The 25133-nt window shown below is 59.1% G+C and carries 29 protein-coding genes; 17 read left to right on the top strand and 12 right to left on the bottom strand.

All coding sequences use genetic code 11. The annotated features are described in order from the left end of the window. The first annotated feature begins 15 nt into the window (after positions 1-15). From LIX15_RS02665 to LIX15_RS02675, 3 genes are all read left to right on the top strand, one after another. The gene (locus LIX15_RS02665; protein ID WP_227775966.1) at positions 16-381 is read left to right on the top strand and encodes a hypothetical protein; all 366 of its coding nucleotides are present in this window, start codon (positions 16-18) and stop codon (positions 379-381) included. Positions 382-446: 65 nt separating this feature from the next. Next, entirely contained in the window at positions 447-1535 is a 1089-nt protein-coding gene (locus tag LIX15_RS02670) for an aminotransferase class I/II-fold pyridoxal phosphate-dependent enzyme (protein ID WP_227775967.1), read from the top strand. 57 nt (positions 1536-1592) lie between these two features. Continuing rightward, positions 1593-3287 carry a right-handed parallel beta-helix repeat-containing protein gene (locus LIX15_RS02675; RefSeq protein ID WP_227775968.1) on the top strand — a complete coding sequence of 565 codons (1695 nt, stop codon included), beginning with the start codon at positions 1593-1595 and terminating at the stop codon, positions 3285-3287. 42 nt (positions 3288-3329) lie between these two features. Here LIX15_RS02675 and LIX15_RS02680 read toward each other — a convergent pair whose 3' ends face one another. Next, positions 3330-3959, bottom strand: coding sequence for an RNA ligase partner protein (locus LIX15_RS02680; RefSeq protein ID WP_227775969.1), 630 nt, complete (start codon positions 3957-3959; stop codon positions 3330-3332). 464 nt (positions 3960-4423) lie between these two features. Here LIX15_RS02680 and LIX15_RS02685 point away from each other — a divergent pair, with 464 nt between their 5' ends. The 3 genes from LIX15_RS02685 to LIX15_RS02695 all read left to right on the top strand — a co-directional run bounded on the left by LIX15_RS02685 (position 4424) and on the right by LIX15_RS02695 (position 7109). Further along, complete coding sequence (locus LIX15_RS02685; RefSeq protein WP_227775970.1) at positions 4424-4804, top strand: translation initiation factor IF-5A; 381 nt, start codon at positions 4424-4426, stop codon at positions 4802-4804. Further along, positions 4805-5611, top strand: coding sequence for an agmatinase (gene speB / locus LIX15_RS02690; protein ID WP_227775971.1), 807 nt, complete (start codon positions 4805-4807; stop codon positions 5609-5611). It begins immediately after the preceding gene. A gap of 736 nt (positions 5612-6347) precedes the next feature. Next, complete coding sequence (locus LIX15_RS02695) at positions 6348-7109, top strand: Nif3-like dinuclear metal center hexameric protein (RefSeq protein WP_227775972.1); 762 nt, start codon at positions 6348-6350, stop codon at positions 7107-7109. A 110-nt stretch (positions 7110-7219) separates the two neighbouring features. On the opposite strand, the gene LIX15_RS02700 is transcribed toward LIX15_RS02695, so the two are convergent. Then, a complete protein-coding gene (locus LIX15_RS02700; RefSeq protein WP_227775973.1) occupies positions 7220-7456 on the bottom strand; it encodes a hypothetical protein in 237 nt (78 codons plus the stop codon). Between the two features lie 90 nt (positions 7457-7546). Here LIX15_RS02700 and LIX15_RS02705 point away from each other — a divergent pair, with 90 nt between their 5' ends. The 4 genes from LIX15_RS02705 (at position 7547) to LIX15_RS02720 (ending at position 10444) form a co-directional block, all read left to right on the top strand. Beyond that, entirely contained in the window at positions 7547-8212 is a 666-nt protein-coding gene (locus LIX15_RS02705; protein ID WP_227775974.1) for a helix-turn-helix domain-containing protein, read from the top strand. 54 nt (positions 8213-8266) lie between these two features. Then, positions 8267-8533: a HalOD1 output domain-containing protein gene (locus LIX15_RS02710; RefSeq protein WP_227775975.1), complete on the top strand. Its 267-nt coding sequence runs from the start codon at positions 8267-8269 to the stop codon at positions 8531-8533. A 38-nt stretch (positions 8534-8571) separates the two neighbouring features. Continuing rightward, positions 8572-9690, top strand: coding sequence for a deoxyhypusine synthase (locus LIX15_RS02715; RefSeq protein WP_227775976.1), 1119 nt, complete (start codon positions 8572-8574; stop codon positions 9688-9690). A gap of 73 nt (positions 9691-9763) precedes the next feature. Further along, positions 9764-10444, top strand: a complete 681-nt coding sequence (locus tag LIX15_RS02720) for a DUF7847 domain-containing protein (RefSeq protein ID WP_227775977.1) — start codon at positions 9764-9766, stop codon at positions 10442-10444. Positions 10445-10632: 188 nt separating this feature from the next. On the opposite strand, the gene LIX15_RS02725 is transcribed toward LIX15_RS02720, so the two are convergent. Then, positions 10633-11289, bottom strand: a complete 657-nt coding sequence (locus tag LIX15_RS02725) for a helix-turn-helix domain-containing protein (protein WP_227775978.1) — start codon at positions 11287-11289, stop codon at positions 10633-10635. 159 nt (positions 11290-11448) lie between these two features. Here LIX15_RS02725 and LIX15_RS02730 point away from each other — a divergent pair, with 159 nt between their 5' ends. Both LIX15_RS02730 and LIX15_RS02735 read left to right on the top strand, forming a co-directional pair. Next, positions 11449-12648 (top strand): FAD-dependent monooxygenase, encoded by a 1200-nt coding sequence (locus tag LIX15_RS02730; RefSeq protein WP_227775979.1) that lies wholly within the window; start codon positions 11449-11451, stop codon positions 12646-12648. A 377-nt stretch (positions 12649-13025) separates the two neighbouring features. Continuing rightward, on the top strand, positions 13026-14540 hold the full coding sequence (locus LIX15_RS02735) for a phosphoenolpyruvate carboxykinase (ATP) (RefSeq protein WP_227775980.1): 1515 nt from the start codon (positions 13026-13028) through the stop codon (positions 14538-14540). A gap of 102 nt (positions 14541-14642) precedes the next feature. Here the strand turns inward: LIX15_RS02735 and LIX15_RS02740 are convergent, their stop codons facing one another. Beyond that, on the bottom strand, positions 14643-15173 hold the full coding sequence (locus tag LIX15_RS02740; RefSeq protein WP_227775981.1) for a VOC family protein: 531 nt from the start codon (positions 15171-15173) through the stop codon (positions 14643-14645). Between the two features lie 202 nt (positions 15174-15375). Here LIX15_RS02740 and LIX15_RS02745 point away from each other — a divergent pair, with 202 nt between their 5' ends. After that, complete coding sequence (locus tag LIX15_RS02745) at positions 15376-16590, top strand: alpha/beta hydrolase (RefSeq protein WP_227775982.1); 1215 nt, start codon at positions 15376-15378, stop codon at positions 16588-16590. 36 nt (positions 16591-16626) lie between these two features. On the opposite strand, the gene LIX15_RS02750 is transcribed toward LIX15_RS02745, so the two are convergent. Next, positions 16627-17052, bottom strand: a complete 426-nt coding sequence (locus LIX15_RS02750) for an ester cyclase (RefSeq protein ID WP_227775983.1) — start codon at positions 17050-17052, stop codon at positions 16627-16629. A 191-nt stretch (positions 17053-17243) separates the two neighbouring features. Between LIX15_RS02750 and LIX15_RS02755 the strand changes: the two genes are divergently transcribed. Then, entirely contained in the window at positions 17244-17741 is a 498-nt protein-coding gene (locus LIX15_RS02755; protein WP_227775984.1) for a P-loop NTPase family protein, read from the top strand. Positions 17742-17756: 15 nt separating this feature from the next. Here the strand turns inward: LIX15_RS02755 and LIX15_RS02760 are convergent, their stop codons facing one another. Continuing rightward, positions 17757-18710, bottom strand: coding sequence for a D-2-hydroxyacid dehydrogenase (locus tag LIX15_RS02760; protein WP_227775985.1), 954 nt, complete (start codon positions 18708-18710; stop codon positions 17757-17759). A 160-nt stretch (positions 18711-18870) separates the two neighbouring features. Beyond that, entirely contained in the window at positions 18871-19089 is a 219-nt protein-coding gene (locus LIX15_RS02765) for a DUF8015 family protein (RefSeq protein ID WP_227775986.1), read from the bottom strand. Positions 19090-19120: 31 nt separating this feature from the next. Here LIX15_RS02765 and LIX15_RS02770 point away from each other — a divergent pair, with 31 nt between their 5' ends. Continuing rightward, entirely contained in the window at positions 19121-19375 is a 255-nt protein-coding gene (locus LIX15_RS02770; RefSeq protein ID WP_227775987.1) for a hypothetical protein, read from the top strand. 98 nt (positions 19376-19473) lie between these two features. On the opposite strand, the gene LIX15_RS02775 is transcribed toward LIX15_RS02770, so the two are convergent. The 5 genes from LIX15_RS02775 to LIX15_RS02795 all read right to left on the bottom strand — a co-directional run bounded on the left by LIX15_RS02775 (position 19474) and on the right by LIX15_RS02795 (position 23956). Continuing rightward, the gene (locus tag LIX15_RS02775) at positions 19474-21027 is read right to left on the bottom strand and encodes a right-handed parallel beta-helix repeat-containing protein (RefSeq protein WP_227775988.1); all 1554 of its coding nucleotides are present in this window, start codon (positions 21025-21027) and stop codon (positions 19474-19476) included. A gap of 221 nt (positions 21028-21248) precedes the next feature. After that, complete coding sequence (locus LIX15_RS02780) at positions 21249-21905, bottom strand: HAD family hydrolase (protein ID WP_227775989.1); 657 nt, start codon at positions 21903-21905, stop codon at positions 21249-21251. A gap of 80 nt (positions 21906-21985) precedes the next feature. Beyond that, on the bottom strand, positions 21986-22297 hold the full coding sequence (locus LIX15_RS02785; RefSeq protein WP_227775990.1) for a hypothetical protein: 312 nt from the start codon (positions 22295-22297) through the stop codon (positions 21986-21988). A 57-nt stretch (positions 22298-22354) separates the two neighbouring features. After that, the gene (locus LIX15_RS02790; RefSeq protein ID WP_227775991.1) at positions 22355-22663 is read right to left on the bottom strand and encodes a nucleoside triphosphate pyrophosphohydrolase; all 309 of its coding nucleotides are present in this window, start codon (positions 22661-22663) and stop codon (positions 22355-22357) included. Positions 22664-22897: 234 nt separating this feature from the next. Then, a complete protein-coding gene (locus LIX15_RS02795; protein WP_227775992.1) occupies positions 22898-23956 on the bottom strand; it encodes a PAS domain-containing sensor histidine kinase in 1059 nt (352 codons plus the stop codon). Between the two features lie 123 nt (positions 23957-24079). Here LIX15_RS02795 and LIX15_RS02800 point away from each other — a divergent pair, with 123 nt between their 5' ends. Continuing rightward, the gene (locus LIX15_RS02800; RefSeq protein ID WP_227775993.1) at positions 24080-24760 is read left to right on the top strand and encodes a hypothetical protein; all 681 of its coding nucleotides are present in this window, start codon (positions 24080-24082) and stop codon (positions 24758-24760) included. A gap of 126 nt (positions 24761-24886) precedes the next feature. Further along, complete coding sequence (locus LIX15_RS02805) at positions 24887-25063, top strand: hypothetical protein (RefSeq protein WP_227775994.1); 177 nt, start codon at positions 24887-24889, stop codon at positions 25061-25063. Positions 25064-25133: the final 70 nt, after the last annotated feature.

Raw genomic sequence — 25133 nt, forward strand, 5'->3', positions numbered from 1 at the left:
TCGAACAGCTATACTATGTTCTCCAACATTCGGTCGTCTGCCACTGCGACCGAGAAAGAAAGCGGCTGGTGGCTGCTCATCCTCCCTGGATTGGTGACGACGACCGCCGTCGCAGTCACTTCGTTCGTGTTTGGTACCTCCTCATCAGCACTAGCGTCGCTTCCAGCACCCATTACGTTCATTTTCGGGATTTCGGTTCTCACCGCGCCCGCTCTCGTCGCAATCGGGGTCCACTTCGACCGGAAATACGTCGCGTCGGTGTCGGCGTGGGAACCGCGCTCGGAGTACATCCTCCTCGGAATCGCCATGTGGTTCGGTATCGGCATTCCGCTCGGTCTGCTGTATCTGTTCCGGCGGCACAAGTACGTCGGCGTACCGTGATTTTCGACCTACACCTCGACTGCCCCATTCCGTAGCTTTTCCACCGCCCGCGAACAAGAGGCGGTATGCAGATAGAACCGTTCAAACTGGAACGCTGGTTCGCGGAATACGAACACGAGGCGGACATCATGCTGGCCGAAAGCGGCATCCGAAGCATCGATTCCGACCGTTTCGACACGAACCCCGGCGAGCTGGGCTACGTCATCCCGACGAACGGTAGTCCGGAGTTTCGCGCCGAGGTGGGCGAACGCTACGACCGAACCGCCGGCGAAGTGCTGTTCACCTGCGGGACGCAGGAGGCGAACTTTCTGGCTTTTTTGAGCCTGTTGGGAGAGGGAGGCGAGGGAAGCAAGGAAGGCCACGCGGTCGTCGTTACGCCGACCTACCAAGCACTTCACGCCGTGCCGGAATCGCTCGGAGAGGTGAGTCGTGTCTGGCTCGAACCGCCCGAATGGGAACTCGACGTTGACGCGGTGGCCGACGCGATTCAGGAGAACACGCGGGTTATCGTGCTGAACAACCCGAACAACCCGACCGGGCGGTATCACCCGCAGGAGAAAGTCGAAGCCCTCTACGACCTCGCAGAGGACGCCGGGGCGTACCTGCTTTGTGACGAGGTGTACCGCCTGCTCGCGGACGACCCACTGCCTCCGGTGGCCAGTATGGGCGAACACGGCATCAGCACGACGAGCCTCACGAAAGCCTACGGACTCGCGGGGTTGCGATTCGGCTGGTTGGTTGGTGCTGAGGAAGTCGTGGAGGGCGCGTGGGAGTGGAAAGATTACACGACCATCTCGCCGGGTATCATCGACCAGCACGTCGCTCGGCAGGCCCTCAGCGAGCAAGAGGACGACATTCTGACCGAGAACCGCGAGTTGGCGAAGCGGAATCGAGACCGGGTGCGCGAGTTCGTGGACGAGCACGGACTGGACTGGTACGACCCGGTCGGCGTGAACGGGTTCGTCTCGATTCCGGACGGGTTCGAAGACGGCGAGGCGTTCTGTCGCGGCGTCGTCGAGGAGGAAAGCGTGGTTCTCGCACCGGGTGGTTTGTTCGGGTACGACCGGTATTTCCGCATCGGATTTGGGCTCTCGGCGGAGGAGTTGGAAGATGGATTGGAACGTGTAGGGCGGTTCATCGACGGGACGCGGTGACCGGTTTTCGTACCGAAATACACCTGGTGCCGATACGTTGTGCCGTTTCGAGCGGTCTTGCAGAGTAGCAACGACACCTGCATCGAAATCGACGCCGACGACGTCGATTTCGACGGAAACGGGCACCTCATCACTGGCGAGCAGGTGGCTGGAATCCCGGAAGGTCGACCGAAAACCAACGCCGTCGCGGCCGACAACCAGACGAACGTTACCGTACACAACGTCGAAATCGGCGAGTGGTGGTATTACGGCGTCCACTACACGAACGTCGACGATGGAACGGTACGCGACGCGACTATCACCAGAACCAACAACGGCGTCGAGTTCGACGCCAGCGACGACGGCACCGTTTCCAACGTCACGATCCGAGACGGTCTACTCAGCGGCGTCGTGCTCAGCGAAACGACGGACACGACGGTGTCGGACGTGCGTTCGATCGAGAACGATGAACGCGGGATCTACCTCTTCCACAGCGATAACAACGCGCTGAGAGACGTGACCGCCAACAGGAACAGGGGCATGGGTCGCGGCGGCGTTGTTCTCAGCGACAGTAATAATAATAGCCTGTCGAACGTGACAGCTCGGGAAAATCCCGCCAACGGTATTCTAGTTTGGAACGGTGACGAAAACACGATGTCCGAGGTGACTACCGACGACAACGGCTACGGCGTCGTCATCGAGGGGAGCCAAAATTCGGTGACGAACGCGACGGTGACGAAAAGCACCAACCAGGCCATACGGATCGAAGGGGCGGACAACGCGTTCCGAAACGTCGACGCCAGTCCCAATACGGGTGGCGTTTTACTGCTCGGAGAGAACCAGACGCTGGTAAACACGACGGTCGGTGCCTTCGGTCTCGCGCAAGCCAGGAGGTTGGAAATCGGCGCTCGAAACAGCACGCTGAAAAACACCACCGTCAACGGCTCTGAAGGCACCGAGATTACCTTCAACGGTGACGCTGCCAACAACACGCTAATTAACACGACGATTCCTAACTCCGAAGCTTCTGACGCGATTTTCCTCCTCGCTGGCACGACGAATAACACACTGATAAATACGTTTGTCAGTGGCGAATACTACACGAACGCGTTCCGGTCGCTCGGAAACGACGACACCACCGCGATCAACTTCTCGCTCGAAACGGCCACTATCTCGTTCCGAAGTCGCGCCGTGGAAATCGAGAAGACCCAAACCGTTCCGCCGTCGCCGGAGGGTTACCGAGACATCGGACAGTACGTGAACGTCACGAACACGAGCGAGGACTCGTCCATCGATCTCAAGGTTCACTACTCCGATGACGACGTGGCGCAGGCGGGTGTGGACGAGAGCACGCTTCGCATCTGGAAGTACGACGGGGGATCGTGGACGGAAGTGCCGCCTCCCAACGGGGTGAACACCGAAGCGAACGTCGTGTACGCGAATGTCACCAACTTCAGTGCGTTCGCGCCGCTCGGCGAACCGGCCGAATCGGACGAGCCGTTCCTCGACCCCCTCGTCATCGAACTCGGCAACGTCACAATCGCGGAAATCGGGCCACCGCAGGACCACGACGACGATGGTCTGTACGAGGATGTAAACGGCGACTGTGAGTTGACCGGTGACGACGTCGCCGCACTCTCCCTCGTCGAAATCGCTCACGAACGGGGAGCGCTGGAGTTGACGGACGAGCAAGTGGCGGCGCTTGATTTCGACGGGGACGGACGGCTGACACAGCGAGACGTCGGTCGCGAGAGCACCGACGTTTCGGCCTGAACCCGAACCGCGCATCGTTTTTTCGCCGACGGACGAGAACGGTCACACCCCGTCGTTCGCCTCCAGATACTCTTCGAGCAGGGATGGAAAATCCCGTCCCCTCAGATACCGCAGGCCGAAATCCTCGGCCCAGCCGATGATGCCGGTATCCTCAGTGACGACGCCCGCATCCAGTTCGCGGGCGAGGATGAGCAGATCGAAATCCTCACGGGAATCGAGGACGCCGCGCCGGAGGGTCGAGCGATACTCGCTTCGCAAGTCGGAGATGACCTCGCCGACGTTCGCCTCGCCGTCATCGAAGGCTTCTCGAACGGCGTTTTCGGAGACGCGCAGACCCCGGTCAACTCGACTGCTCATCTCGTCGATGAACCGGTAGACGAGTTCGGCGGGAATCATCACCTCGAAGCGGGCGGGATTTTTCTTGATAACCCACGTTTCCAGTTTTGAGAGGGTGGATTCCGAGATGTTGCGCTCTTGCAAAATGACGGTGAGTTCGTCGTGAACCGAGGGCGGGATATAACAGGAGATGTTGAGCGACAGTTTCGCTTGCGCAATCGAATCGAGCAGGCGGTCGATAGCCGATTCCAACCCCTCGTCTTCGTCTCGGATTTCCTCCGTGAGAAAGACCGACGTATCGAGGACGAACCGCTGTTTCAGCGGATGTTCCGGCATGAGTGGCGATTCGTGCGAGAGGGCAAAAGTCCTTTCATGGGATATGTTCACATCCATCATGACTGAACTTCTGAAAAATGGTTATGCTGATCGGTGGCTAAGTAGCAACTGTCGCAGGAACCGGGAGGACTAACCGGGCGGTCTACATTCGATTGGATGTAGATGCGGAGCAAAAACCAAGTGGTCGGTAACACGACACCGAGGTCAACGCTCCGACGGAGAACCGAAGTGACTCAGAAATCGTCTACAAAGACGATTGTGAAGACCAAGTAACGGACGGCGTGAAAACGGCGTTCGTGAAACTGGTGGAAGCCAGCAGGGTCGTACGAGTCGCGGAAAACGTCTCTCGTCCGGGTTCTAATCGCGGTTCTTGCGTCTTTCTCGATACACTGCACCGCCGAGCGACAGCGCGCAGGCGCGACAGTTCCAAACGGTTTATACCGGAGCGAACGCAATCCCGCGGTATGGCGAAAGAGCAAAAGGAAGTCCGCGAACTTCAAGAAGGAAACTACGTCATGATGGACGACGCCGCATGCGTCATCAACTCCTACAGCACCGCAAAGCCCGGAAAGCACGGTAGCGCAAAAGCCCGAATCGAGGGCAAAGGCGTTTTCGACGAGAAAAAGCGCAGTCTGAGCCAGCCGGTTGACGCGAAGATTTGGGTTCCGATTATCAACCGGAAACAGGGCCAAGTCGTCAGTGTCGAGAGCGAAACCGTCGCGCAGGTCATGGACCTCGAAACCTACGAGACTATCACCATCAAGACGCCCGAGGGAATGGGTCTCTCACCCGACGACGAAATCGAGTACCTCGAAATGGACGACCAACGCAAAATCGAACGTTAAATGTTCCCCGGTGCGTCCACTGACCGCGGACAAGCGGACTTCGTGGTGGTGGGTGCGCCGCTTGACGTGTCCACCACGTTTCAGCCCGGAACGCGATTCGGTCCCGAACGAATCCGGCGATTTGCCCGGACGTTCGACGACTATGACCATCGCACCGGGCTATTTTTTTCAGACCTTGCAGTTCACGACCACGGCGACGTCTACGCATGGGACGACGCCGAAGAGTATTTAGAATACATCGAGGGCGTTCTGACCGACATCGTCTGGGACGACGCCTGCCCGCTTCTCCTCGGCGGCGAACACACCGTCACGCTGGCCGGAGTCCGGGCGACCGAACCGGACACCTTCGTCTGTCTCGACGCCCACCTCGATTTGCGAGCGGAGTACGACGGGAATCCATTGAGCCACGCAACCGTCACCCGGCACGTTCTCGACGTGGCCGACCGCGCCATCATCCTCGGTGCCAGAACCGGAAGCGAGGAGGAGTGGAACCGCGCCGCCAAGTCCGACGTGACCGTCGTCCCTCCCGAGGAGGTGGCCGACTGGGAACCCGATTTCGGGGGAACCACCTACCTCAGCGTGGACATCGACGGCGCAGACCCCGGATTTACGCCCGGCACCGGAACCATGGAACCCTTCGGTCTTTCCCCCAGAGAAATGCGCGACGTGGTTCGAGATGTTGCCGAGGAAACCGACGTCGTCGGCTTCGACGTCGTCGAGGTCAACGACCGCGACGACGGCCAAGCCGCTTCGCTAGGCGGGAAACTACTTCGAGAGTTTGTGTTCTCGCATGCTCACGATAGGTAACTGGAAAACGTAGACGAATCCGACTTTTTGATTTTTCCAGAGTAGTGACCAAACCACACGGCGCGATAATCAGCAGGGCTTCGGATTCCGAAGCCCTGCTGATTATCGCGCGAGGGATGACTGAGTGAGTGAAACGAGCGAAGGAATCGGCTGGGGAGGGTGTGGTCCGGTAGCGGTATGATTGGAGTCGTGACTTACTAACGACCTTTTGATTAGACTGCGTTGTAGCAAATCACGACTCTAATGAAAACCGCACCGCGACAGCCACGTCCTCCCCAACCGATTCGCTCACTCGCTTTCGCTCGTTCACTCATCCCTCGCGCGACTTCAGTGCAGAGCCTCGGACGTGAAGTCCTCGGCACTGCACCAGCACGCGCCACAGTGGTAAGCTTAGATTCAAAGAGTTAGCACACACGACAGATCGACCGCTTCACGCAAAATATCGACTTCGTCTCGAAAAGTCGAATCAGGTTGTGTCAGATAGTCTCTGAAACCGAGCGGCGCGGGGTTAACTTCTGAACACGCGCCGAAGTTTGCTCACGATACGTCGCCTGAACCGTCGTGGCAGGCGTCGCCACGTAAACATAGCTTTTCGGAACTTGCCCATGATCAAACACCTCAGTTGCCGCTCGTCCCCCGAAAGGGGAGTAAAAATAGGCCGGGAACGGTCTTAACCGTGATGGCAGAAGGGAAGAAAGCCGGGACATACAAACCGACAGCGCGTGGAGGATGAGACATGAACCTCGCCGAACTCACGGAACGATACGACGACCGACTCCGGACGAGCGACTTCGCGGACGTAGACGCGAGCGCAAACGGGCTGCAAATCGGCCCGGACGACAAAAACGTCGAGCGCGTCGCCTTCGCCGTGGACGCAGCGGAAAAGACCATTGAGGACGCCGTAAAGTGGGACACGGACGCGCTGGTCGTCCACCACGGCCTGTCGTGGGGCGGCATCGAGCGCGTGACGGGGCGCGATTACAACCGAATTGCGCCGCTCATCGAAAACGACGTGGCCCTGTACGTCTCGCACCTACCCCTCGATTCGCATCCGGAACTCGGCAACGCGGCCGGAATAGCCAACCTCCTCGGTCTCGACTCGCGGGAACCGTTCGGGAGCATGGGGCCGGAGCACATCGGCCGGTGCGGACGGGGCGAATTGACGGTCGAGGAAATCCGGAACCGACTGACCGACGAACTCGACACCGGCGGGCGGGAAATACAGGTGTTCCATTTCGGTCCCGAAACAATCGAGAACGTGGCCATCGTCACCGGAAGCGGCGCGGACTGGCTGGACGAAGCGGTGTCCGTCGGTGCCGACGCGCTGATTACCGGCGAAGGGAAACAGAAGGTGTACCACGAGGCGCGGGAAGCGGAACTCACCGTCTTCCTCGCGGGGCACTACGCCACCGAGACCTTCGGCGTGCAGTCGCTCCAGTCGCTTGCGGAGGAGTGGAAGTTGGAAACGACGTTCATCGACGAGCCGACGGGACTGTAACCGATGAATCTATCGAGTTCCGACCGCTGAACTACCGCAAAATCGTGACTGAACTACTGGATAATTGCGACTGAACTACCCGATTTTTCGTGCTGATTTTTCGGAAATCGTCATACGATTTCATAGAAACAGGAGGTATTAAAAGGGGGGAGGACGAGGGTTCGGACGTGTCCTGCGGGTTTCAACGGTTCGAGAGAACCGCCGGGACTATCGGAGTCACGTTCCGGTCTCGCCGGATACGGGCCGCCGCCGACCGGCCCCGACAGCCGAGCCTTCGGGTTGCGGCTAATCGAAGCGTCTCTGGCGTCCGACTCCGCGTCACGCGCGCCCTTCGTGGCAGTCGGCAACACAGTTTCTCCACAGAACGACGGTTCGAGAGATATTAGCACGGCAACCGGAATAGGGATTATGCGGGAAGGCGCAGTGAACGTACTCGAATGAGTTTTATCGTCGAAATCGAAATTCCCGTCGACGCATTTCCGTTGGGTGAACTCATCCAACGGTATCCCGAGGCACACATCGAACTCGAACAGCTCGTCCCCGCGGATGACGGCTTACTCCCGTTTTTCTGGATCCGGAACGTCAGCGCGGACGAAATCGCAGAAACCGAGGAAGAAGAACCCGCACTCGAATCCGTCACCGTCCTCGACGATACAGGCGAGGCGCTGCTCTGTCGAATGACGTGGAACCGCAACCAGCCCGGATTACAGGACATCATCGTGGACGGTCAGATGACGCTCCTCGGTGGAAGTGGGTCGTCGGATGGATGGCATTTCCAATTTCGGTTTGCCACCCACTCCGCCGCGAGCAGGTTGCGCGAAGAGCTTTCGGAGCGGGAAATTCCCTTCGAAGTGATACGCGTCTACTCGGTACGGGAGATGCGCGAACGACAGTACGACCTGACCTCCGAGCAGTACGAAGCACTGGTCTCGGCGCATCAAGCGGGCTTCTTTGGAACGCCGCGACGGGCGACGTTGGCGGAAATCGCACAGGAGCTCGAAATCTCTCCACAGGCGTTGTCGGCCCGGTATCGTCGCGGGTTGGATTCACTGCTCGGCAGCACGCTGTACGAAATCGATGATGATTCCTCATTGGACGTATAAACCCTCGAACTCGTCAACCCAAACCGACCAACCGGCGACGCACTAACGAACGATGTGAACAACCAATCCAACATGGGAAAGAGCGAAAGGGCTATCTGCCAGTTCGAAGGAAACGACCGACCTTCGGAAACCGTCCTCGAAGCGGTTGCGACGGTCGAAGAAACAGAACCGTGGAACCTCCAACCACCGTTGTACGGGTCGCTCGACCCGGACGCCCTCGATTCGTTGCTAATGAGTGAGACGCCCCCGGAGCAAGTAGCGTTCGCCTATCTCGGTCACGATGTGACGGTCGGATGCGACGGCCACGTCATCGTCGAATAATCGCGGCGTTCAAGCCGATCGCTCACACAGCATGGAGCATGAGCGACCACGACGAGCAGGGCGAAAGTGAGCACGACGGACAGGGCGAAAACGGCCATAGCGGCCACGACCACGGCGAACACCACGTTCACCGTGAGGAGTTCCACCACGACCCCATCGCTCACGCGGAAGTCCGATCGGGGATGACCGTCGGGGAACTGGCCGACGAGTACGGCTCCGCGGGCGTTGGCGCTGCGAACGTCCACAAGGCGGTGGACATCTACGCCGAAATGCTCGGCGACGACGTGACCAACTTCTTCGGCCTCGCCGGCGCGATGGTTCCGACCGGAATGCGCAAAATCGTCGCCGACCTCATCCGCGACGGCCACATCGACGCGCTGGTGACGACCGGCGCGAATCTCACCCACGACGCTATCGAGGGAATCGGCGGGAAGCACCACCACGGAAGGGCACACCCTTCCTGCTCACACTCGCAAGACTCGCGTGAACACGGACGGGACGGACAGGATGGAAAATCGATGCGCGAACACGACGAACAGCTGCGCGACGAGGAGGTAGACCGAATCTACAACGTCTATCTCCCCCAGGAGCATTTCGCGCTGTTCGAGTCCCACCTTCGCACCGAGGTTTTTCCCAACATCGAGGAGACGGTCAGCATCCAGCGCATGACCGAGGAACTGGGCCGTGCTACCAGCGAGGTGAACGAACGCGAGGGAATCGAGGAGGACGCCGGAATCGCGGCAGCGGCCTACGAAAACGACGTTCCAATCTACTGCCCCGCGGTGCAAGATTCAGTACTCGGCCTCCAGGCGTGGATGTACTCCCAGACGACGGATTTCACCTTGGACGCCCTGCGGGATATGACTCACCTCACCGACCTCGCGTTCGAAGCCGACAAATCAGGCGCGATGGTCGTCGGCGGCGGCGTGCCGAAAAACTACGTCCTTCAGACGATGCTCGTCTCACCCTCGGCCTACGACTACGGCGTCCAATTGACGATGGATCCGCCGCAGACCGGCGGCCTCTCGGGAGCCACGCTGGACGAAGCGCGTTCGTGGGGCAAACTGGAAAAGGCGGCGCGTAACGTTTCCGTCTATGCTGATGCGACGATTACGCTTCCCCTCGTGGTGGCGGCGGCGCGCGAGCGAATCGAGTGAAAATGTAAATCGTGGGGTAGCCTGTTGACCGCAATCCCAACACTTTTCAAATTTCTGAATAATTATTCGGAATATGGCGTACGCACAACTCCCCCGTCGCGGTGCTATCCAGACGCTCAGTCAGGCGTTCGGATGGCTCGCCAGCAATCCGATTTTGCTCGTCCTCGGGTTCGTCCTCGGACTTCTGAGTGGTTTCAGAGAGATGTTTGTCCTCCTTTCGCTCGTCGGGATGTTGTTCGGTATCTTCGTCGATGGCGTCGCACACGTCTTCGCGGAGAACGAAGCGTTCGACGAACGGACCGATTTCGGCGACGCCGCCTCACGAGTCGGGAGCAAGTATCTCACCCTGTTCGTGATGACCATCGTCTACGGCGTCATCGTCGTCATCGGCTTCATTTTCCTCATCATTCCGGGAATCTACTTGGCCCTTCGACTGTCGCTCGCGTTTCCGGCCTGCGTCATCGACGACAAAAACCTCACGAAGAGCCTCGAAACCAGTTGGGAAGTCGCCCCCGGCAACTTGCTGAAACTCTTCGGTATCTCGCTGTTGGCGGTCATCATCGGCTTCGGCGTCGGAATCGTCGGCGTTATCGGCGGTGGCGAGAGTTTCGATGTCATCCTCATCGGTGTTTCAGTCCTGCTTACGACGTTCCTCCACCCCGCAATTCAACTGGCGTATGCGCGCGTCTATCTCGAAAACCGACCGACGGAAGACGAGATGGAGACGAACGAAACGGGCACGATGCCCGTCTGAGTTCGTCACGTCGGCGCGGACAGAGACAATCATTTTTTAGGAGTAGTACTGTAGTCGAGAGTGGCCGATGACGAAAACAGGTGTTCCGAGCTAGTCTGGCGGCTGGTTGTGACGAACCCTATGAGTGCCGAGGCCAAACTAATATCGAGAGTGCGACTTTACGAGCGACGTTCGTACACACGTGAAAATCAACGAACGAGAGCACCGAACACGCGCTCCTCCACTTTCCGGAGGTGCTCGCCCACGGTCGTCGGGGCAATTCCGACAGCAGCTGCTACATCGTCGAGCGTGGATTGGCGAGACGCGCTGTAGTACCCTACCTCGACCGCTACTTCGAGCACTTCCCGTTGGCGCGTCGTTAAAAGTCTCGTGAGCGTCGCTTCGTCCGGTTCGTAGTCACCCGTTTCGACGACATCGAACGCGACAGCCGACTCCTCGACGGAGTCGCGGAACAACTCTCGAAAGGCAGCGTCGCTTCCCAGATAAGTTATCCGTAGCGAACCGTCGGCGGTAAAATAGATCGGTGTCTCGATAACGACGTTCGACTCGCGTTGACGTTCCAGCAGGCGTCGAGTTGCCTCCGTCGGTTCGAACTGACTGACAGCCATCCACCGGTTCCCTCCGGAAACGAGATAGTCGACAACGTACGGCGAGTTTCGCATTATCTCCTCGTATCGGCCCCGATCTCCGCTCCCCTCGGCGAACGACAGTACCGTGTCGTCGGCGAGATGTTCGACGTGGTGGATCGCTTCCCGCTCGATCTCCGACTCTTTCGTGAGTTTCTCTCCGAGCGGGTGGAACGCACCGCCCTCGGCTGGATGAACGAGAACCGTGAGATATCGCATACGTATGATAAGAAACTCGGGGCGTTTTAAAGCAGCGTAGATAAGCGGCAGCCGGAATTTCACGGCTCGATGTGAACCGACAGATATGGAACGAGACCGTCGAACGCTGCGAACACCCCCGCAACGACGAGACGCCCACCAGTTGTGCCAGGAGCACCGATGACAACAGAAATACCCGACGTCGCTATCGTCGGAGGAGGGATCTGTGGACTAACCACGACACTCGCGCTCGAACGACGGGGTTGGACTCCGACCGTATACGAGACCGCGTCCGAGTACCGACCCATCGGCGCCGGAATCCTGCTACAGACGAACGCGTTACTCGTTTTGGACCGCCTCGGAATCGCCGACCGCGTCCGAGAAGCGGGGGTTCCCCTCGAAGAAAGTTTGATTCGGTCCGCAAACGGACGAGTGCTGACTCGATTCGATCTGAACCGAGTCGAACGGGCCGACTACGGCTACGGTTTCGTGGCGATACATCGCGCCGAACTACAGCGGATACTCCTCGACGAACTAGACGCCGAAGTCAGAACCGGAATGACGTGCGAAGCGGTGACAGACACGGAAGCGCCAGTCGTCCGATTTACCGACGGCACGCAAATTGAGCCCGACATCCTCATCGGGACGGACGGCATCAACTCCGTCGTCCGGGATGCCGTCGCGCCGAATGTCGAACCGCGAGCGCTGGACAGTATCGTTCATCGAGCCATCGCTACGGTAGATTTACCTGAGCAGCACCGAACTCGAGGAATCGAGGTGTGGGGTGAGGGAACCTACGCCGGTGGTGCACCCATCGACGCCGATCGGTTCTACTGGTTCGCTACGGCGCCGGAGTCCACCGCGGAGGGGCGAACCGACTCACGGCCGACGAAAGCGATGCTGCGCGAACTGTTTTCGGAGTACCCCGCTCCGATTCCCTCCGTCGTCGAGTCGCTTGATACCGATGCCGTGTTCAGTACCGGTTTGGCGGATGTCCCACCACTTGAACAGTGGCATCGCGGGTCAGTCGTCGTCGCCGGCGATGCGGCCCACGGAATGTTACCGTTTGCTGGGCAAGGTGCGGCGCAGGCCATCGAGGACGCGCTCACGCTGGCCCACGAAATCACCGCGTACGGGGAGACGACGGCGGCCTTCGAGGTATTCCAAGACGAGCGAAAACGCAGAGCCGATCGAATTCGAGCCGAGTCACACCGGCTCGGAGGTCTGAGTACGATCCAATCGCGGGTCGGGGCTCGAATACGAAATCTCGCTGTCGGAGCGCTTCCGGACGCAATTTTTCGACGAGCGCGTCGGCGACGAACATCGCGAACGTCACTTCCAGAGACTACCGCCTCCGACCGACAATCCGATATCCGATAATAATAGCTCGTTCGAGCGCCGAGACCGACTTTCTAGCGATCGGAAACAAAGCGTATGAGCCGTTTGCGGCGGTCATCGGTCCGTTATCAAACCGGTATGCGGAACCTGATAGCGCAACGGCTCCGAAACGAATCCTACGCACCAGAATCTACATTGGAGAGCCACCAACGACCGGTTTCGAGAGCAAATCAGGCGGTCCCTTCCACAGTGTAATCGACAACCAGACAACTCCACAAAATCCCATCTGTAAGCCAAAATACCGCAAATGTTTACTCAGTTCCGAAATCCTAATTCTACCAAAAATCGTGTTATGACACCACTAAGGCCGGTGTAAACCGTGCATAATTATAGGCGTCTATGCCGCTCTCATTAGTACGATGTCAGACAGTGGGCAGGCAGTCCGACCCCTGAAAGAGACGCTTCCTAATCCGGTAGAGGCAGACAATGTCATCTACAATCCGTCACTCGAAGAGCTTCGCGAATTCTCGCGCGAGCTCGAAACCACGGCGGAGTTCGGCTCCCCGACCTACGTGAGCAGAGAACGTTCGCGCAACTCGGATAAGACGAAAAACGCGATAGACGACGGGTTCGACTCGGAGGATTACACACACATAGAAAACGTGCTCGACTACGCACAGGAGAACGAAATCCTCTGCATCGACCGGCAAATGGGCCGCCACGCCGAGCACTCCTATCGATGCCGGTTGTACGTTCCCAAGGAGTACGGTCGCATCGCCCTCGCGTGGGCGAAGCTGTTCGAACCCGTCGAGGGTGAGGGCGAACCGGATTTCGTCACCGTACAGGTTCCGGAATGGGACGAAATTGCGATTCGAATCCTTCCCGAGGAAGGTCTCACTGCGGTTCTCGGAACCGACTACACCGGCGAGGCGAAAAAGTCGTTTCTCCGGCTGTTCATGTTCCACGCCAAACGTAAGGGCGGCCTCGGCCTCCACGCGGGAAGCAAACGAGTGACGCTCCACGACGACGACGGCGAACTTCAGAACGTCGGACAGGCGTTCCTCGGACTCTCCGCGACCGGCAAATCGACGCTAACCGCCCACGGCCTCTGGTTCGACGAGGACGAGGGCGAGACGGCGACGATGCTTCAGGACGACGTGTGCGCCCTGCTCCCCGACGGTTCCATCGCGGGAAGCGAAGGCAACGGCCTGTACGTCAAAACCATCGGCCTGGACGCCGACGAACAGCCAGCCATGTACGACGCCGTGACCCACGAGTCCGCCGTCCTCGAAAACGTGGACGTGGCGGACGACGGCACCGTGGATTTCGACAGCGACCTCCACACCTCCAACGGTCGGGCGATCATCCTCCGCGACAATCTTTCATCTGCGGATGACGACATCGACCTCGACGGGGTTGACCAAGTGTTCTTTATCACCCGCAATCCCGTCATGCCGCCGGTCGCCAAACTCTCATCTGAAGAGGCTGCGGTGGCGTTCATGCTCGGCGAATCCATCGAAACCAGCGCTGGCGACCCCTCTAAGGCAGGCGAATCCATCCGCGTGGTCGGGACCAACCCGTTCATCGTTGGGCCGAAAGGCGAAGAAGGAAATCGCTTCCGTACCCTCATCGACGACCTCGGCGTGGACTGTTTCGTCCTCAACACGGGCCACCTCGGCGGCAAGGACATCGGCGTCACTGAATCCGTGACGCTCCTCCGAGAAATCGCCCGCGGAACGGTCGAATGGACCGAAGACGAGGCCACCGGCCTCACGGTTCCGAGTTCGGTGCCCGACATCGGCATCGGGGAATTCGGCGTAGCCGACAACGTTTCCGACTACGAGACTGAACTGGAGAACCTGCGCACCGAACGACAGGTACACCTCGACACGTTCGACGACTTGGACGAAGACATCAGGGACTCGGTTTACTAAACGGCCCGTTCGCGGGTTTTCGAGCTGAAATCGAGATTTTCGGTTGTTTTTGAGGATAAAAAGAAACGAAATCCGGGTAGTCGCTCGTCCGAGTAGACCCCGCTATTCCGAATCGAAACCGTTCATCACCGTTTCGAAATCCAACTCGGTGTCCACGGGTTCCGTGAAGACGAGTCGGTACCCATCGGGGTCTGCGAGCGTTACCTGCCGCGTGTTCCACGGCGTTTCTTCCGGCGCACTGACCACGGTTGTATCGTTCAATTGTGCGCGTTCGAACACGTCGTCCACTGTTTCGTTTTCCATGTTGAGGGTGAGCGACAGTCCGTGTCCGGCCAGTTCGGATGACGCTTGTGCAGTCTGCTCCGGATGTTCGGATTCGTCGGCGGGAACGAGCATCACATCCGCGTACTTGCGATAGCGAAGGTAAGCGATGCCCGGCAGTGGTGCGACTTCTCGAAATCCGGCGACCTCCCGACACCAGTCGGTCGAATCCTCCATGTCGGTCACCTCCATTCGGGCGAACATCGGTATCGGGTAAATGTCGATGTCGTTTGCTTCGTTCGATTGCGATTCTGTATCCGTCGGTTCGTCGTTTGGTGTCGGCATCTGTCGTGATTTGTGGAACGTCGTCACTACGCAATGCGTAGGAACAGTTCCGAAAGCGGTGGCTCGACCCACACCGAGTGGCGTGCTCGGTGCAGAACGAACGGAAACGAAAGAGACGGCGTTAAATCGCCATGGTAGATGTGTGTCCAGCAGAGATAGTATTTATTCGTTTTGCCGGACGACTGAACATCCGAGAATCAGCTATCTTCCTCGCCCCCGTCTATGGCATATGAACGTCCACTTCGAGGATGCAACGTTCGACTACCAGACGCTCAGGGCCATGAGTTACGCAACCTATGGTGGGGCCGAACCGGGCGAATGTCTAGCCACGGTCGAAAACATCGGCGAGGGTGATTTCGAAGGATGGTTCACCGAATGGCGACGAACCGCCGACCGTGTCGCCGAAACGGCCCGAACCGCGCTCGACGGCAGGCACCGCGAAACCGCACGAGGGGCGTTTTTTCGGGCGCACAACTACTACCGAACCGCGGAGTTTTTCCTCGATTCGGACGACCCACGACGACTCCCGACCTACGAGCGAAGCAGGGAGACGTTCAGAAGCGCGCTCGGCTTGCTCGATACGCCCACCCAGCAGGTCGAAATTCCGTACGAAGATACTACTCTTCCGGGGTACTGGTTCGTTCCCGAGGCGAGCGATAACGACGGTGATGGAACCGAAAAATCGTTTCCGACCGTCGTCTGTCTCGGCGGGTTCGACTCGATTGCGGAGGAACTGTATTTCCTCTGTGGCGTTGCGACGGCGCTCGAACGCGGGTATTCGTGCCTCGTCTTCGACGGGCCGGGACAGGGCGCACCGCTTCGACTCGAAGGGCTGCGGGCGCGACCCGACTGGGAGGCCGTCGTCGGCCCAGTCCTCGATTTTCTCGAAGAAAAATCCGATGCGAACGAAACGCGCATCGCCCTCCTCGGCGCGAGCATGGGTGGCTATTACGCGCCGCGAGCCGCGGCGGGAGACGACAGGGTATCGGCCTGCATCGCGTTCGACCACTGTTTCGACCTCTGGTCTGCGTCGGCCCACGGACAGGAACGAATCGCGAATATCGTCGACCACGCCCCCGGCGCGGTCGTGAACGCATTGGCCTCGTTCGGCGCGCGATTCGATCCGGGAGCGCGCTGGCAGCTGGAGAATTCCAGTTGGGTGTTCGGCACCGACGCCGCCGCCCTCCGTCGGACGGTTCGGGAGTACTCGCTTCGCGACGTTGCAGACCGAATCACCTGTCCGACGCTCGCGCTAGCAGGCGAGGACGACCACTTGATTCCATTGCCACTCGTCTACGAGTTCGTGGACGCCATCGCCGGGCCGACGACCCTTCGCGTGTTTCGCACGGAGGAGGGCGCGGGCGAACACTGCCAACTCGGCAACCTTTCGCTGGCCCACGGAGAAATTTACGATTGGTTGGACGACCGTTTTTCGGGCGTCTAGCGACTCTCACACACATCGTCGAACGACCGTCGCCCCTCAGTCCGCGCTCTCTTCCCGAGTGAGTTCGTCGAGCGACGGGAGAACGTCGAGTTGCTGGAGCAACCCGAGGGCGTCGTAGTTTGTCCACATCTCGACGATGTTTCCGTCCTCGACGCGATACATCTCCATACCCGAGACGGTCACCCGTTCGCCCTCGTGGGTTCCACGAGCCGTGTATCGAAGCGACACGAGGTCGTCTTCGGCGAGCTCGATATCGACCCTGTACCGAGCGTCGGGAAAGGCCCGACGAAACGTCTCCACGTACTCCCGATACTCCTCCCGACCCTGTTCTTCGTTCGGCGACGACGGGTCGTGGAGCACGAAGTCCTCGTCGTATATCTCGTCGATAATCTCCGTTTTCCCCTTCGACCAAATCTCCTCGGCGTCGCGCCGAACGAGTTTTTGGTTTGTTTCTGTAGTCATACTCTCCCCATCGGGAATCGTCGGATATCGTTATCAAACGTGGGGCCGACGCACACTGGTGTAGCGACGCGCCCACCGTCGGGGTGGCGGTGGTGACGGACTACGCTATCGAAACGTTCTTTTTAGTGGTCGAATAACTTCGCGCTCCGGCCGAAATGGCAAACAGAAAAAGACCGCCGATGAACAGAATAATGGTTCTCGGTTCGCCCGGAGCGGGAAAGACTACGTTCGCTAAGCGGTTGGGTCGCGCACTGGACAGGCCCGTCACGCACCTCGACGCGCGGTTCTGGGAACCCGGATGGGAAAAGCCGAACCGCGACGACTGGGAGGAAACGCACCGGAATCTCATCGAGCGACCGAAGTGGATACTGGACGGGAATTACGGAAGTACCATCGACACGCGAATCGACGCGGCAGATACCGTGATTTTCCTTTCAGTCCCGCGGTACGTTTGTCTCTATCGGATTCTCGAACGATGGTTTCGAAACCGTGGCGGGACGCGCGCCGATATGGCCGAGGGCTGTGAGGAGAAAGTCGATACGGAATTTTTGCGGTACGTCTGGAACTTTCCCGCGGAGAAGATCCCGGCGATGGAACGGAAGTTCGAACGGACGGGAGAGGATACGGCCGTGATTCGCCTGCATTCGAACGCGGAGTGGGATGCCTTTCTCGCCCGACTCGAAGGATAAATCGGAAGACACCGTTCAGACGATTCGATTGACCATGCGGTCGAGGGTACCTGCCGCGAGCGCATCGTAGTTGGCCACGATTATTTCTCGCCAGCGTCCCGGCTTGTGGGGCGTCGAACCGGCCATGTGCGGCGTGAGAACTGCGTTCGAGAGGTTCCACAGCGGCGAAGCGGGCGGGAGCGGTTCCGTCGAAAACACGTCGAGCCCGGCACCCCGAATCAGACGATTCTGGAGCGCGCGTATCAGGGCCGCTTCGTCCACTACGTCGCCGCGGGCGATGTTGACCAGCACAGCATCGCTCGGCATGAGTCGGAACTCCTCCGACCCGAGAAGTCCTTCGGTTTCGTCCGTCAGCGGACAAGCGAGGACGACATAGTCCGCTCGACGAAGCACCTCGCGGTAATCGTCGGCGGGAAAACAGTCGTCGAGAATTGCTGGGGCAGTCTCGACGCTTCGCTTCGTTCCGATAACCGTCATTCCGAGTCCAGCACTCAACTCCGCGACGCGGGTTCCGATTGCGCCGACGCCGATGATTCCGAGCGTCTTTCCGCGGAGTTCGCCGCCCTCGAACCGTTCCCAGACGCCACGGGACTGTTGACGGACGCCGACGTGAAGGCGTCGTTCGAACGTCAGGAGAAACCACAGCACTTGCTCCGCGATTGGCTCGGCGTGAACGCCGGAGGCGTTCGTCAGGGCGATGTCCCGCGCTTCGAGTGCGTCTCGGTCGTAGCGGTCAACTCCGGCGCTGAGCACCTGCACCCAGCGAAGGTTTTTCGCCGCGTCGAGCATCTCCTCGGAGAGTCCCGCCGTGATGATTCCGTCGGCCCCGGGAAGCAGTTCGAACGCTTCTTCGGGCGTTCGGGCCCGAGCGAGGCCGCCGTCGGGAAGGTGACCATCGAGTTCGGCGTAGAGGTCGGATGCGGTGTCGGGCCTGAGGCGATGGGTTAGCAGGAGCGTCGGGTCGGTCATACTGCTCACGACGGGAGACGGGGTGGTAGCGTTTTACTTCGCGGAAATCCGGGAAAAGCGACCGTTATGAAGGTAGTAATCGGTTTTTTAGGAAATGACGCCGAAATCTGGGGCCGAATCGTCTCCGCGATTCGCGGAGACGATTCGGAACGGTGGCCCCTCAGTTCAGCGTCTCCACTTCGTTCGTCAAATCCTGCGGCTCATCGACCGGGCCGTTGACGAATAGGCCGTGGCCGATGATGGCACACGCGACGATGCCCGCCGAGATAGTCGCGACCGGGATCGAAACCGAGGTTAGCAACCCGACGCCAGCCCCGACGGACATACTGACGGCGATACTGAGTAGGACGAGGTCGTAATACTGCCATTCGTATGCCATGCGATACTGTTGTTCTTCTAGCCACGAAAAAGTGGGGGCGAATGGTCGGGAGTTCGACAGAGGGTCAGACGAAGAACGGATTCGTCGTCCTCGCGCTAGCGGTGCTGCTCACGTTCGGAGCCGCGACGGTCGATGTATCACTGAGCGTGTTTTCCGCAGCGAAACGCTCGATTCGGGCAACATCGTTGCCGGAACGGAGACGAACAGTGAATCGACCGAATCGGTTGCGATTTCGAACTCAACGACGATTCCAGCGGGAACGAATACCACCGTGGAAACCGGATAGCAAAAATGCGTTCTCGTCGGGGGGTCGCGTTTCCGACGCGATCGAAGACGGGATACTGACAGCGCGTCGTTCGAGTATCTAAAAATTGCGCCAGCTGCTCACCGAACTCGCGCTTCCCAGTGAACGGTTTCTGGCGAATCGATCGGTTCACCGTCGATACCGACCACGGCGGCAGTGAACGTGTCGTCGCCGATTTCGGCCGGAAACGCCCGATTCGTGGATTCGGTTTGAAGCACGACGCTCGTTGGCGGTTCCGCGAGTCCGTGTTGAATCGTCTCGCCGTCAGCGAGGGCTGCTCGACCGCCGTTTTCGGTCGCGTATCCGACGTTATCACGGACGAGCGCCGGAGAGCTCGTGAATCGGAGCGCCGCGGGTTCGCCGAAGGTGTTGCCGACCACTTTCGTTCCCTCGTGTTCGCCCTCGATGTCGATGCCCACGCGTTGCGCTGGCGCGTCCCGGTCGTCGTACACGTCGTTGTTCGATACTATCGCGTACCGGTATGGCTTCGTCCCGCCAGCGAGTCGAATCCCCGCCGCGTCGTCGCTGGCGACACCGTTTCGGAAGATGGAGTTTCCGGTGACGCGCAGATGGTCACCGCCGTTCTCGAATCGAATCCCCGACTGCCCGTTTTCGAAGACGGTGGCGTTCGAGACGGAAACCGTTCCATCGACGGTCGCCGCGACGAACGCGCCACAGCCGTCGTTCCCCGAGAGTTGACAGTTCGCCACGTCGAGCACTGTTCCAGCGCCGTCGAGCACCGCAACGCCGTGGACGCCGTTATCGACCGCGTGGCAGTCGGCGACGCGGTGTTCGCTCGCGGGCGGCGACGTGTCGTCCTTGTCGCTGATGACGAAGCCGTGTTCGTCGTTTTCGGTCGCCGAACAGCCGACGAACTTCACACACCTGTCCGCCGAGTCACGGAAACCGATGCGGTTTCCGCGTGCGGTACATCCCGTCGCCGTCATGAAACCGGCGTGAACGTTCTCGGCGTCGGGGCCTTGCGCTTCGAACATCACGCCGTTGTTCCCGTTGTCCGCGGCGTGGCAGTCCGAGACGACGACAGTTTCCGCCGAAAATCGACCCGCGCCGATGCCGATGCCGTTCGCCCCGATGTCACCGGGCGACCAAAGTCGCCCGTTCTGCTCGGCGATGCAACCGTGAACGAGACTATCGACCATGAAATCCGTCCCGATGCCGGTGGCGGGCGCGCCGTAGGCGTGGACCGAGACGATTCGACACCGTTTCACGTTTTGGAAATAGATGCACTTCTCGCCCGTGGAGTACGTCTCCCCGTCGCCGAGTGGCGAGCAATCGATGGTCATCGCCTCGACCGAGAGGTCGGTTAGCGGATCGTCCGGGGTTCCGAATCCTTCGAGCGCCGCATAGTCGTCCCCGTCAGCGAGCAGCGTCGTCGCGCCCATTCCCGCCCCGCGGAATCGGACGCCGGAGCGAAGCGTCACGGGTGATTCGACGCGGTACGTTCCGGGCGGCAGATAGACGCTTCCATCGCCGTCCGCCGCCGCGACCACGGCGTCCTGAATCGCCGCCGCATCGGGAGTCGTTCCGTCGCCCGTCGCGCCGTACGCCGTCACGTCGTGCCGGCCAGCGAACGCGGCGTTTTCGGTCGATGTGTCGCCCAGTTCGTCGGTCATAGGATTCCGTTTCGGACGAACCGGCGAAATCGTTCCGGCCGGTTTCGGGGATTGACAGTCGTACAAAGCGTCACTAGAAGGAAGGCGTCACTAATTACGAGGGCACGGCTTGCGACGAGAAGTAGCAGTAACAGCAGTTTCATCGACAATCCCTCACCCAGTTCCCAAAATAAGGCACGACAATCCTGCCTTCCGAACCGGAACCGACGAAATCGCCGAAATCACACTCGAAGCAGGTCTCGAATTTCGCGAAGCCCCCGAACTTCGTACGTTGGATCGACCGAAAGTTCGTACTCCGCACGATGCGGCCTGCGGATGAACACGGAATCGAGGTCGGCGCTGTGGGCCGCGACCACGTCGCTTTCGCTGTCGCCGACGAAGAGGGCGGTGTCGACACCGATGTCGGAAAGCGCCTGCTCCAAAAAGTACGGTTCGGGCTTCTTCCGGTGGAACGCGTCGAGCGTCGGCGGCCTCCCGTAGTACGTCTCGAAATGCCTGCTGAGGTCGAAATGGTCGAGCATGAACTCGATGGTCGCGTGCTGGTTCGAACTGACGATTCCCATCGGGCGAGTGAACGACTCCAGCGCGTCCACGTCGTCGTAGGTCGTGGTTCGTCCCGCTTCGAGTTCGCGCAGTTGGGCGTCGGAGGCCGCGGTGTCGCGGGCCTCCCAGAACTCGGCCGGGTCGAAATCGTAGGCCTCGCACACCCGCTTTAAGTCGTCGGGGGTTACGCTACGCGACACCGCGTCCAGATGGTCGTCTTCTGGTTCCGTATCGAACTCGGCGAACGCGGACAGTGCGGCCTCGCGGAGGACGGTTCCGTTCGGCGGTTTCACCAGCACGCCGTCGTTGTCGAACAACACCGCATCGTAGCTCATTTTCGAGACGATTACTCGGAGAATAGTTATCGCTGGCGATTTCGATACCGTATTTGCTGTTTCGGCGGCCTTCGGTACCGCTATTCGACGGACACGACGTTCCACTCGTCGTCGGTCACGCGCTGTTCGGCCAGCGTCTCGCCGTCGCCGAGCAGGCGAAACGAAAACCCTTCGCCGTCGCGTTCGGTTTGGAGTCGCGTCGTCGTCACGTCGGCCGTAACTTCGGTTCGCCGTTCGTCAGGAACCCAGTCGTCGCGCACCGCAGTCAGTCCGTAATCGGCGTACGCGAGGCTGGTCGATTCCTCGATTGTACCGTCGGTTCTAACCTCCGCGACGATTTCCTCGGTCGGTTCGGTTTCCCGAATGACGAACGTGTAGGTCGTTCGTGACATACGAATCGTTTTCGTGCAGTCGCCTATCGCCGCAGGGGTTGCATTCGCAGGTCGTATTTATTCCACCCGTTCGAGGACGATTCCGGCGGAAAATCCGCCGCGGTCGTCGGCTTTCTCGACTCGCAGTCGTTCCAGTTCGTCGGGCGAAACATCTGCGCGATCGGCCAGCGCGTACACGACCTCGAGTACGTCCGCCAGCTCTTCGGGGTCACCGGATTCGTGGAACTCGGCGACCTCCTCGTCCAGTTTTTCGGCAAGCCTGCGTTCGTACTCGTCGCCGTCCGTGACGTTTGTTTTCGGCGTTTCACCGTTTTCCTCGATTATTTCGGGGATTCGGTCGCGGACGAGTTTGTCGTAACGGGTCACATGAAAAACGCCCGAGCGAACGAAAAAAAATACCGCCGTCGCCTCGCTTCGTCGTCCCGCTATCGCTGTGGTTCGAAGGCGGAGAGACTGCCGTCGTCGCTACCGGTGTAAACGCGCTCGTTGTTTGCGAAGGGGGGTGTTCTCACCGCGCCCCTCGACTCGAAACGTCTTCCTCCGTTCCGCGCGTCGAATCCAGCAGATAGACGCGGCCGTCGCTTGCGCCGACGTAAACCGTTAGTTAGGATTTGAATCCTCGCGATTTTCTTCGATATTTTCCGCGGGAATAGCCCTGAACCGTAGTTTGAACACCGCGCCCTCGTCGCCGTTTTCGACCCCGATGCCGCCGCCGTACTTCTCCAGCAGTCGGGCGACAAAAAAGAGGTCGAGGCCCTGCCCGTGGTGAAGCGGGCTGATTTCCTCCCGACCGAAGATTAAGTCGTGTTCGTTCGCAGAAATACCCGGGCCGTCATCAGCAACCGTCACTGTGGCGACCGAATCGTCGCTATCGAGACGAACCGAGACGGTTGGAACGGACGAGTCGTTGTGCTCGACGGCGTTTTCGAACACGGCTTCGATTGCGGTTCCGGCGGCGTCGTCGGCGGCGACGAAGACTGGATCAGTGCCGAGTTCTGCACTGAATTCCGCCTCTGGATACATTTTTTGAGCGGAACGGAGTTCGTCTCGGAGGAGTTCGTCGAGGCGAACAGGCGCGAGCGAGGGGTCGGTTCGCTCGGAGAGCAGTTCGTCCAGATTGCGAGCCGTTTCCGCGTACTTGATGATGGAGTCGATGCGGTTGCGAGCGGTCGAAAGCGACCGCACTAACTCCTCGTCTTCCAGTTCGTCGGCGACGATATCCACGTGCCCGAGGATAACGTTCGCGTCGTTTCGCAAGTTATGCCGGAGGACGCGGTTCAGGATTCGAAGACTCTGTTCGTACTGTCGGCGCTCGGTGAGATCCGAAAAGAATCCGGCGTATCCGCGGAGTTCTCCGTCGATTCGAACAGGGACGCACGAACCGCGACCATAAACCATCCGCCCATCCTTCATCGTTGTCTCGAACCCGCCGACCCACGGTTCGCCCTTTGCCAGCGATTCTATCATCGCTTCGTATATCACCGGTTCGCTGAACAGGTTTATCGGCGTATCTCCGACAAGTTCGTCCCTACTGTAGCCGGTAAAATCGATACAGGCCTCGTTTACGTCCTGTATGACGAAATTCGAATCGGTGATAACGGCGGGATTTTTCGTCTCCCGGAAGGCGGTTTTGTAGATAGCCGACTCGAAACACTCCATGTCTCGATATGTAATCGAGAGCCGAAACGTATATTCTTATCGAGAGTACGTATCTTTTCGGATAGCTTTTATAAAATGTAGCAGAAATGTTTTTATTATCCATACAGTAAAGAAGACACGAGAATGCCCCGCCAACGGCTCGTCGACGAGCTACCGATTCCTTCAGAACATCTGACAGAGATAGCAGCGGTAACGCTTCCCGATTCGGTTGCAAAGCTGTCAGATGAGTACGATACCGTTGTTGGCGACCGAGACAAGTTCCTCTGGCAGTGGATATACACGCTGTTCCCTTCGTTTACCCTTTCGTCCGTTCCGGCGGAATACGCGGAGACCGCTCGGACGCAGAAGACGATTCTCACGATGTTCGTAACCCTGCTGGACGACCTCGCGGAGAAGGGCAACGACCGAGAAACGCTGGAGGAGGCGTGTCAGATTCCGTATCGGCCCGAAACCGTAAATCCCGACAGGGAAGGTGTGAAAACGGAGCAGTTACGCTTCATCAAGCGGGTCTGGTCTGCCTTCGAAGACGGTATCGAAGATGCACCGAAGCACGACGAGTACAGGGATATCTTCGACTGCGATCTCCGGCAGACGCTGACCGCCATTGATTACTCCCGTGTGTTGAACGATCACGTCGAAATCGCAAATATGGCGGGAATAGAGCATTACGACCCGCACAATATGTTGATGTTTCCGTACGCTGACGTCGATTTGATGTTCTCGCCGTCGTTCGCCGCGAGCGACCTTTCGACGCTCCGGTCGGTCATCTGGGAATTGCAACGGATGGCTCGAATCGGTAACTAGACGACGACGTGGGAGCGCGAACTCGGCGAAGGAGATTACACGGCCGGGCCGGTCATCTACAGCCTCCAGGAAGGACTCATCTCGCTAGAAGATTTAAACCCCGACGACGACGATGCTATCGAGCGAGTGACGGAACAAATTCGGTCACACGACATCGAAGACCGGTTCATCAACGAATGGGAACGGCGATACGAGGCCGTGAGGGAGCGACAAGAACGGGCGGACAGCGTCGATCTCGATTCCTTCGTAGACGGGATGCGAACGGTGCTGGCGTACCAACTCGCGGCGCGCGGTCGGAAATAGCGCCATAGTGACAGATAATCAAATAATCCAGTGATAAATACGTGATTATTGTACATAAACTATTAATTTA

It is taken from the genome of Haladaptatus pallidirubidus (assembly GCF_020700235.1).
In the GTDB taxonomy this organism is placed as follows: domain Archaea; phylum Halobacteriota; class Halobacteria; order Halobacteriales; family Haladaptataceae; genus Haladaptatus; species Haladaptatus pallidirubidus.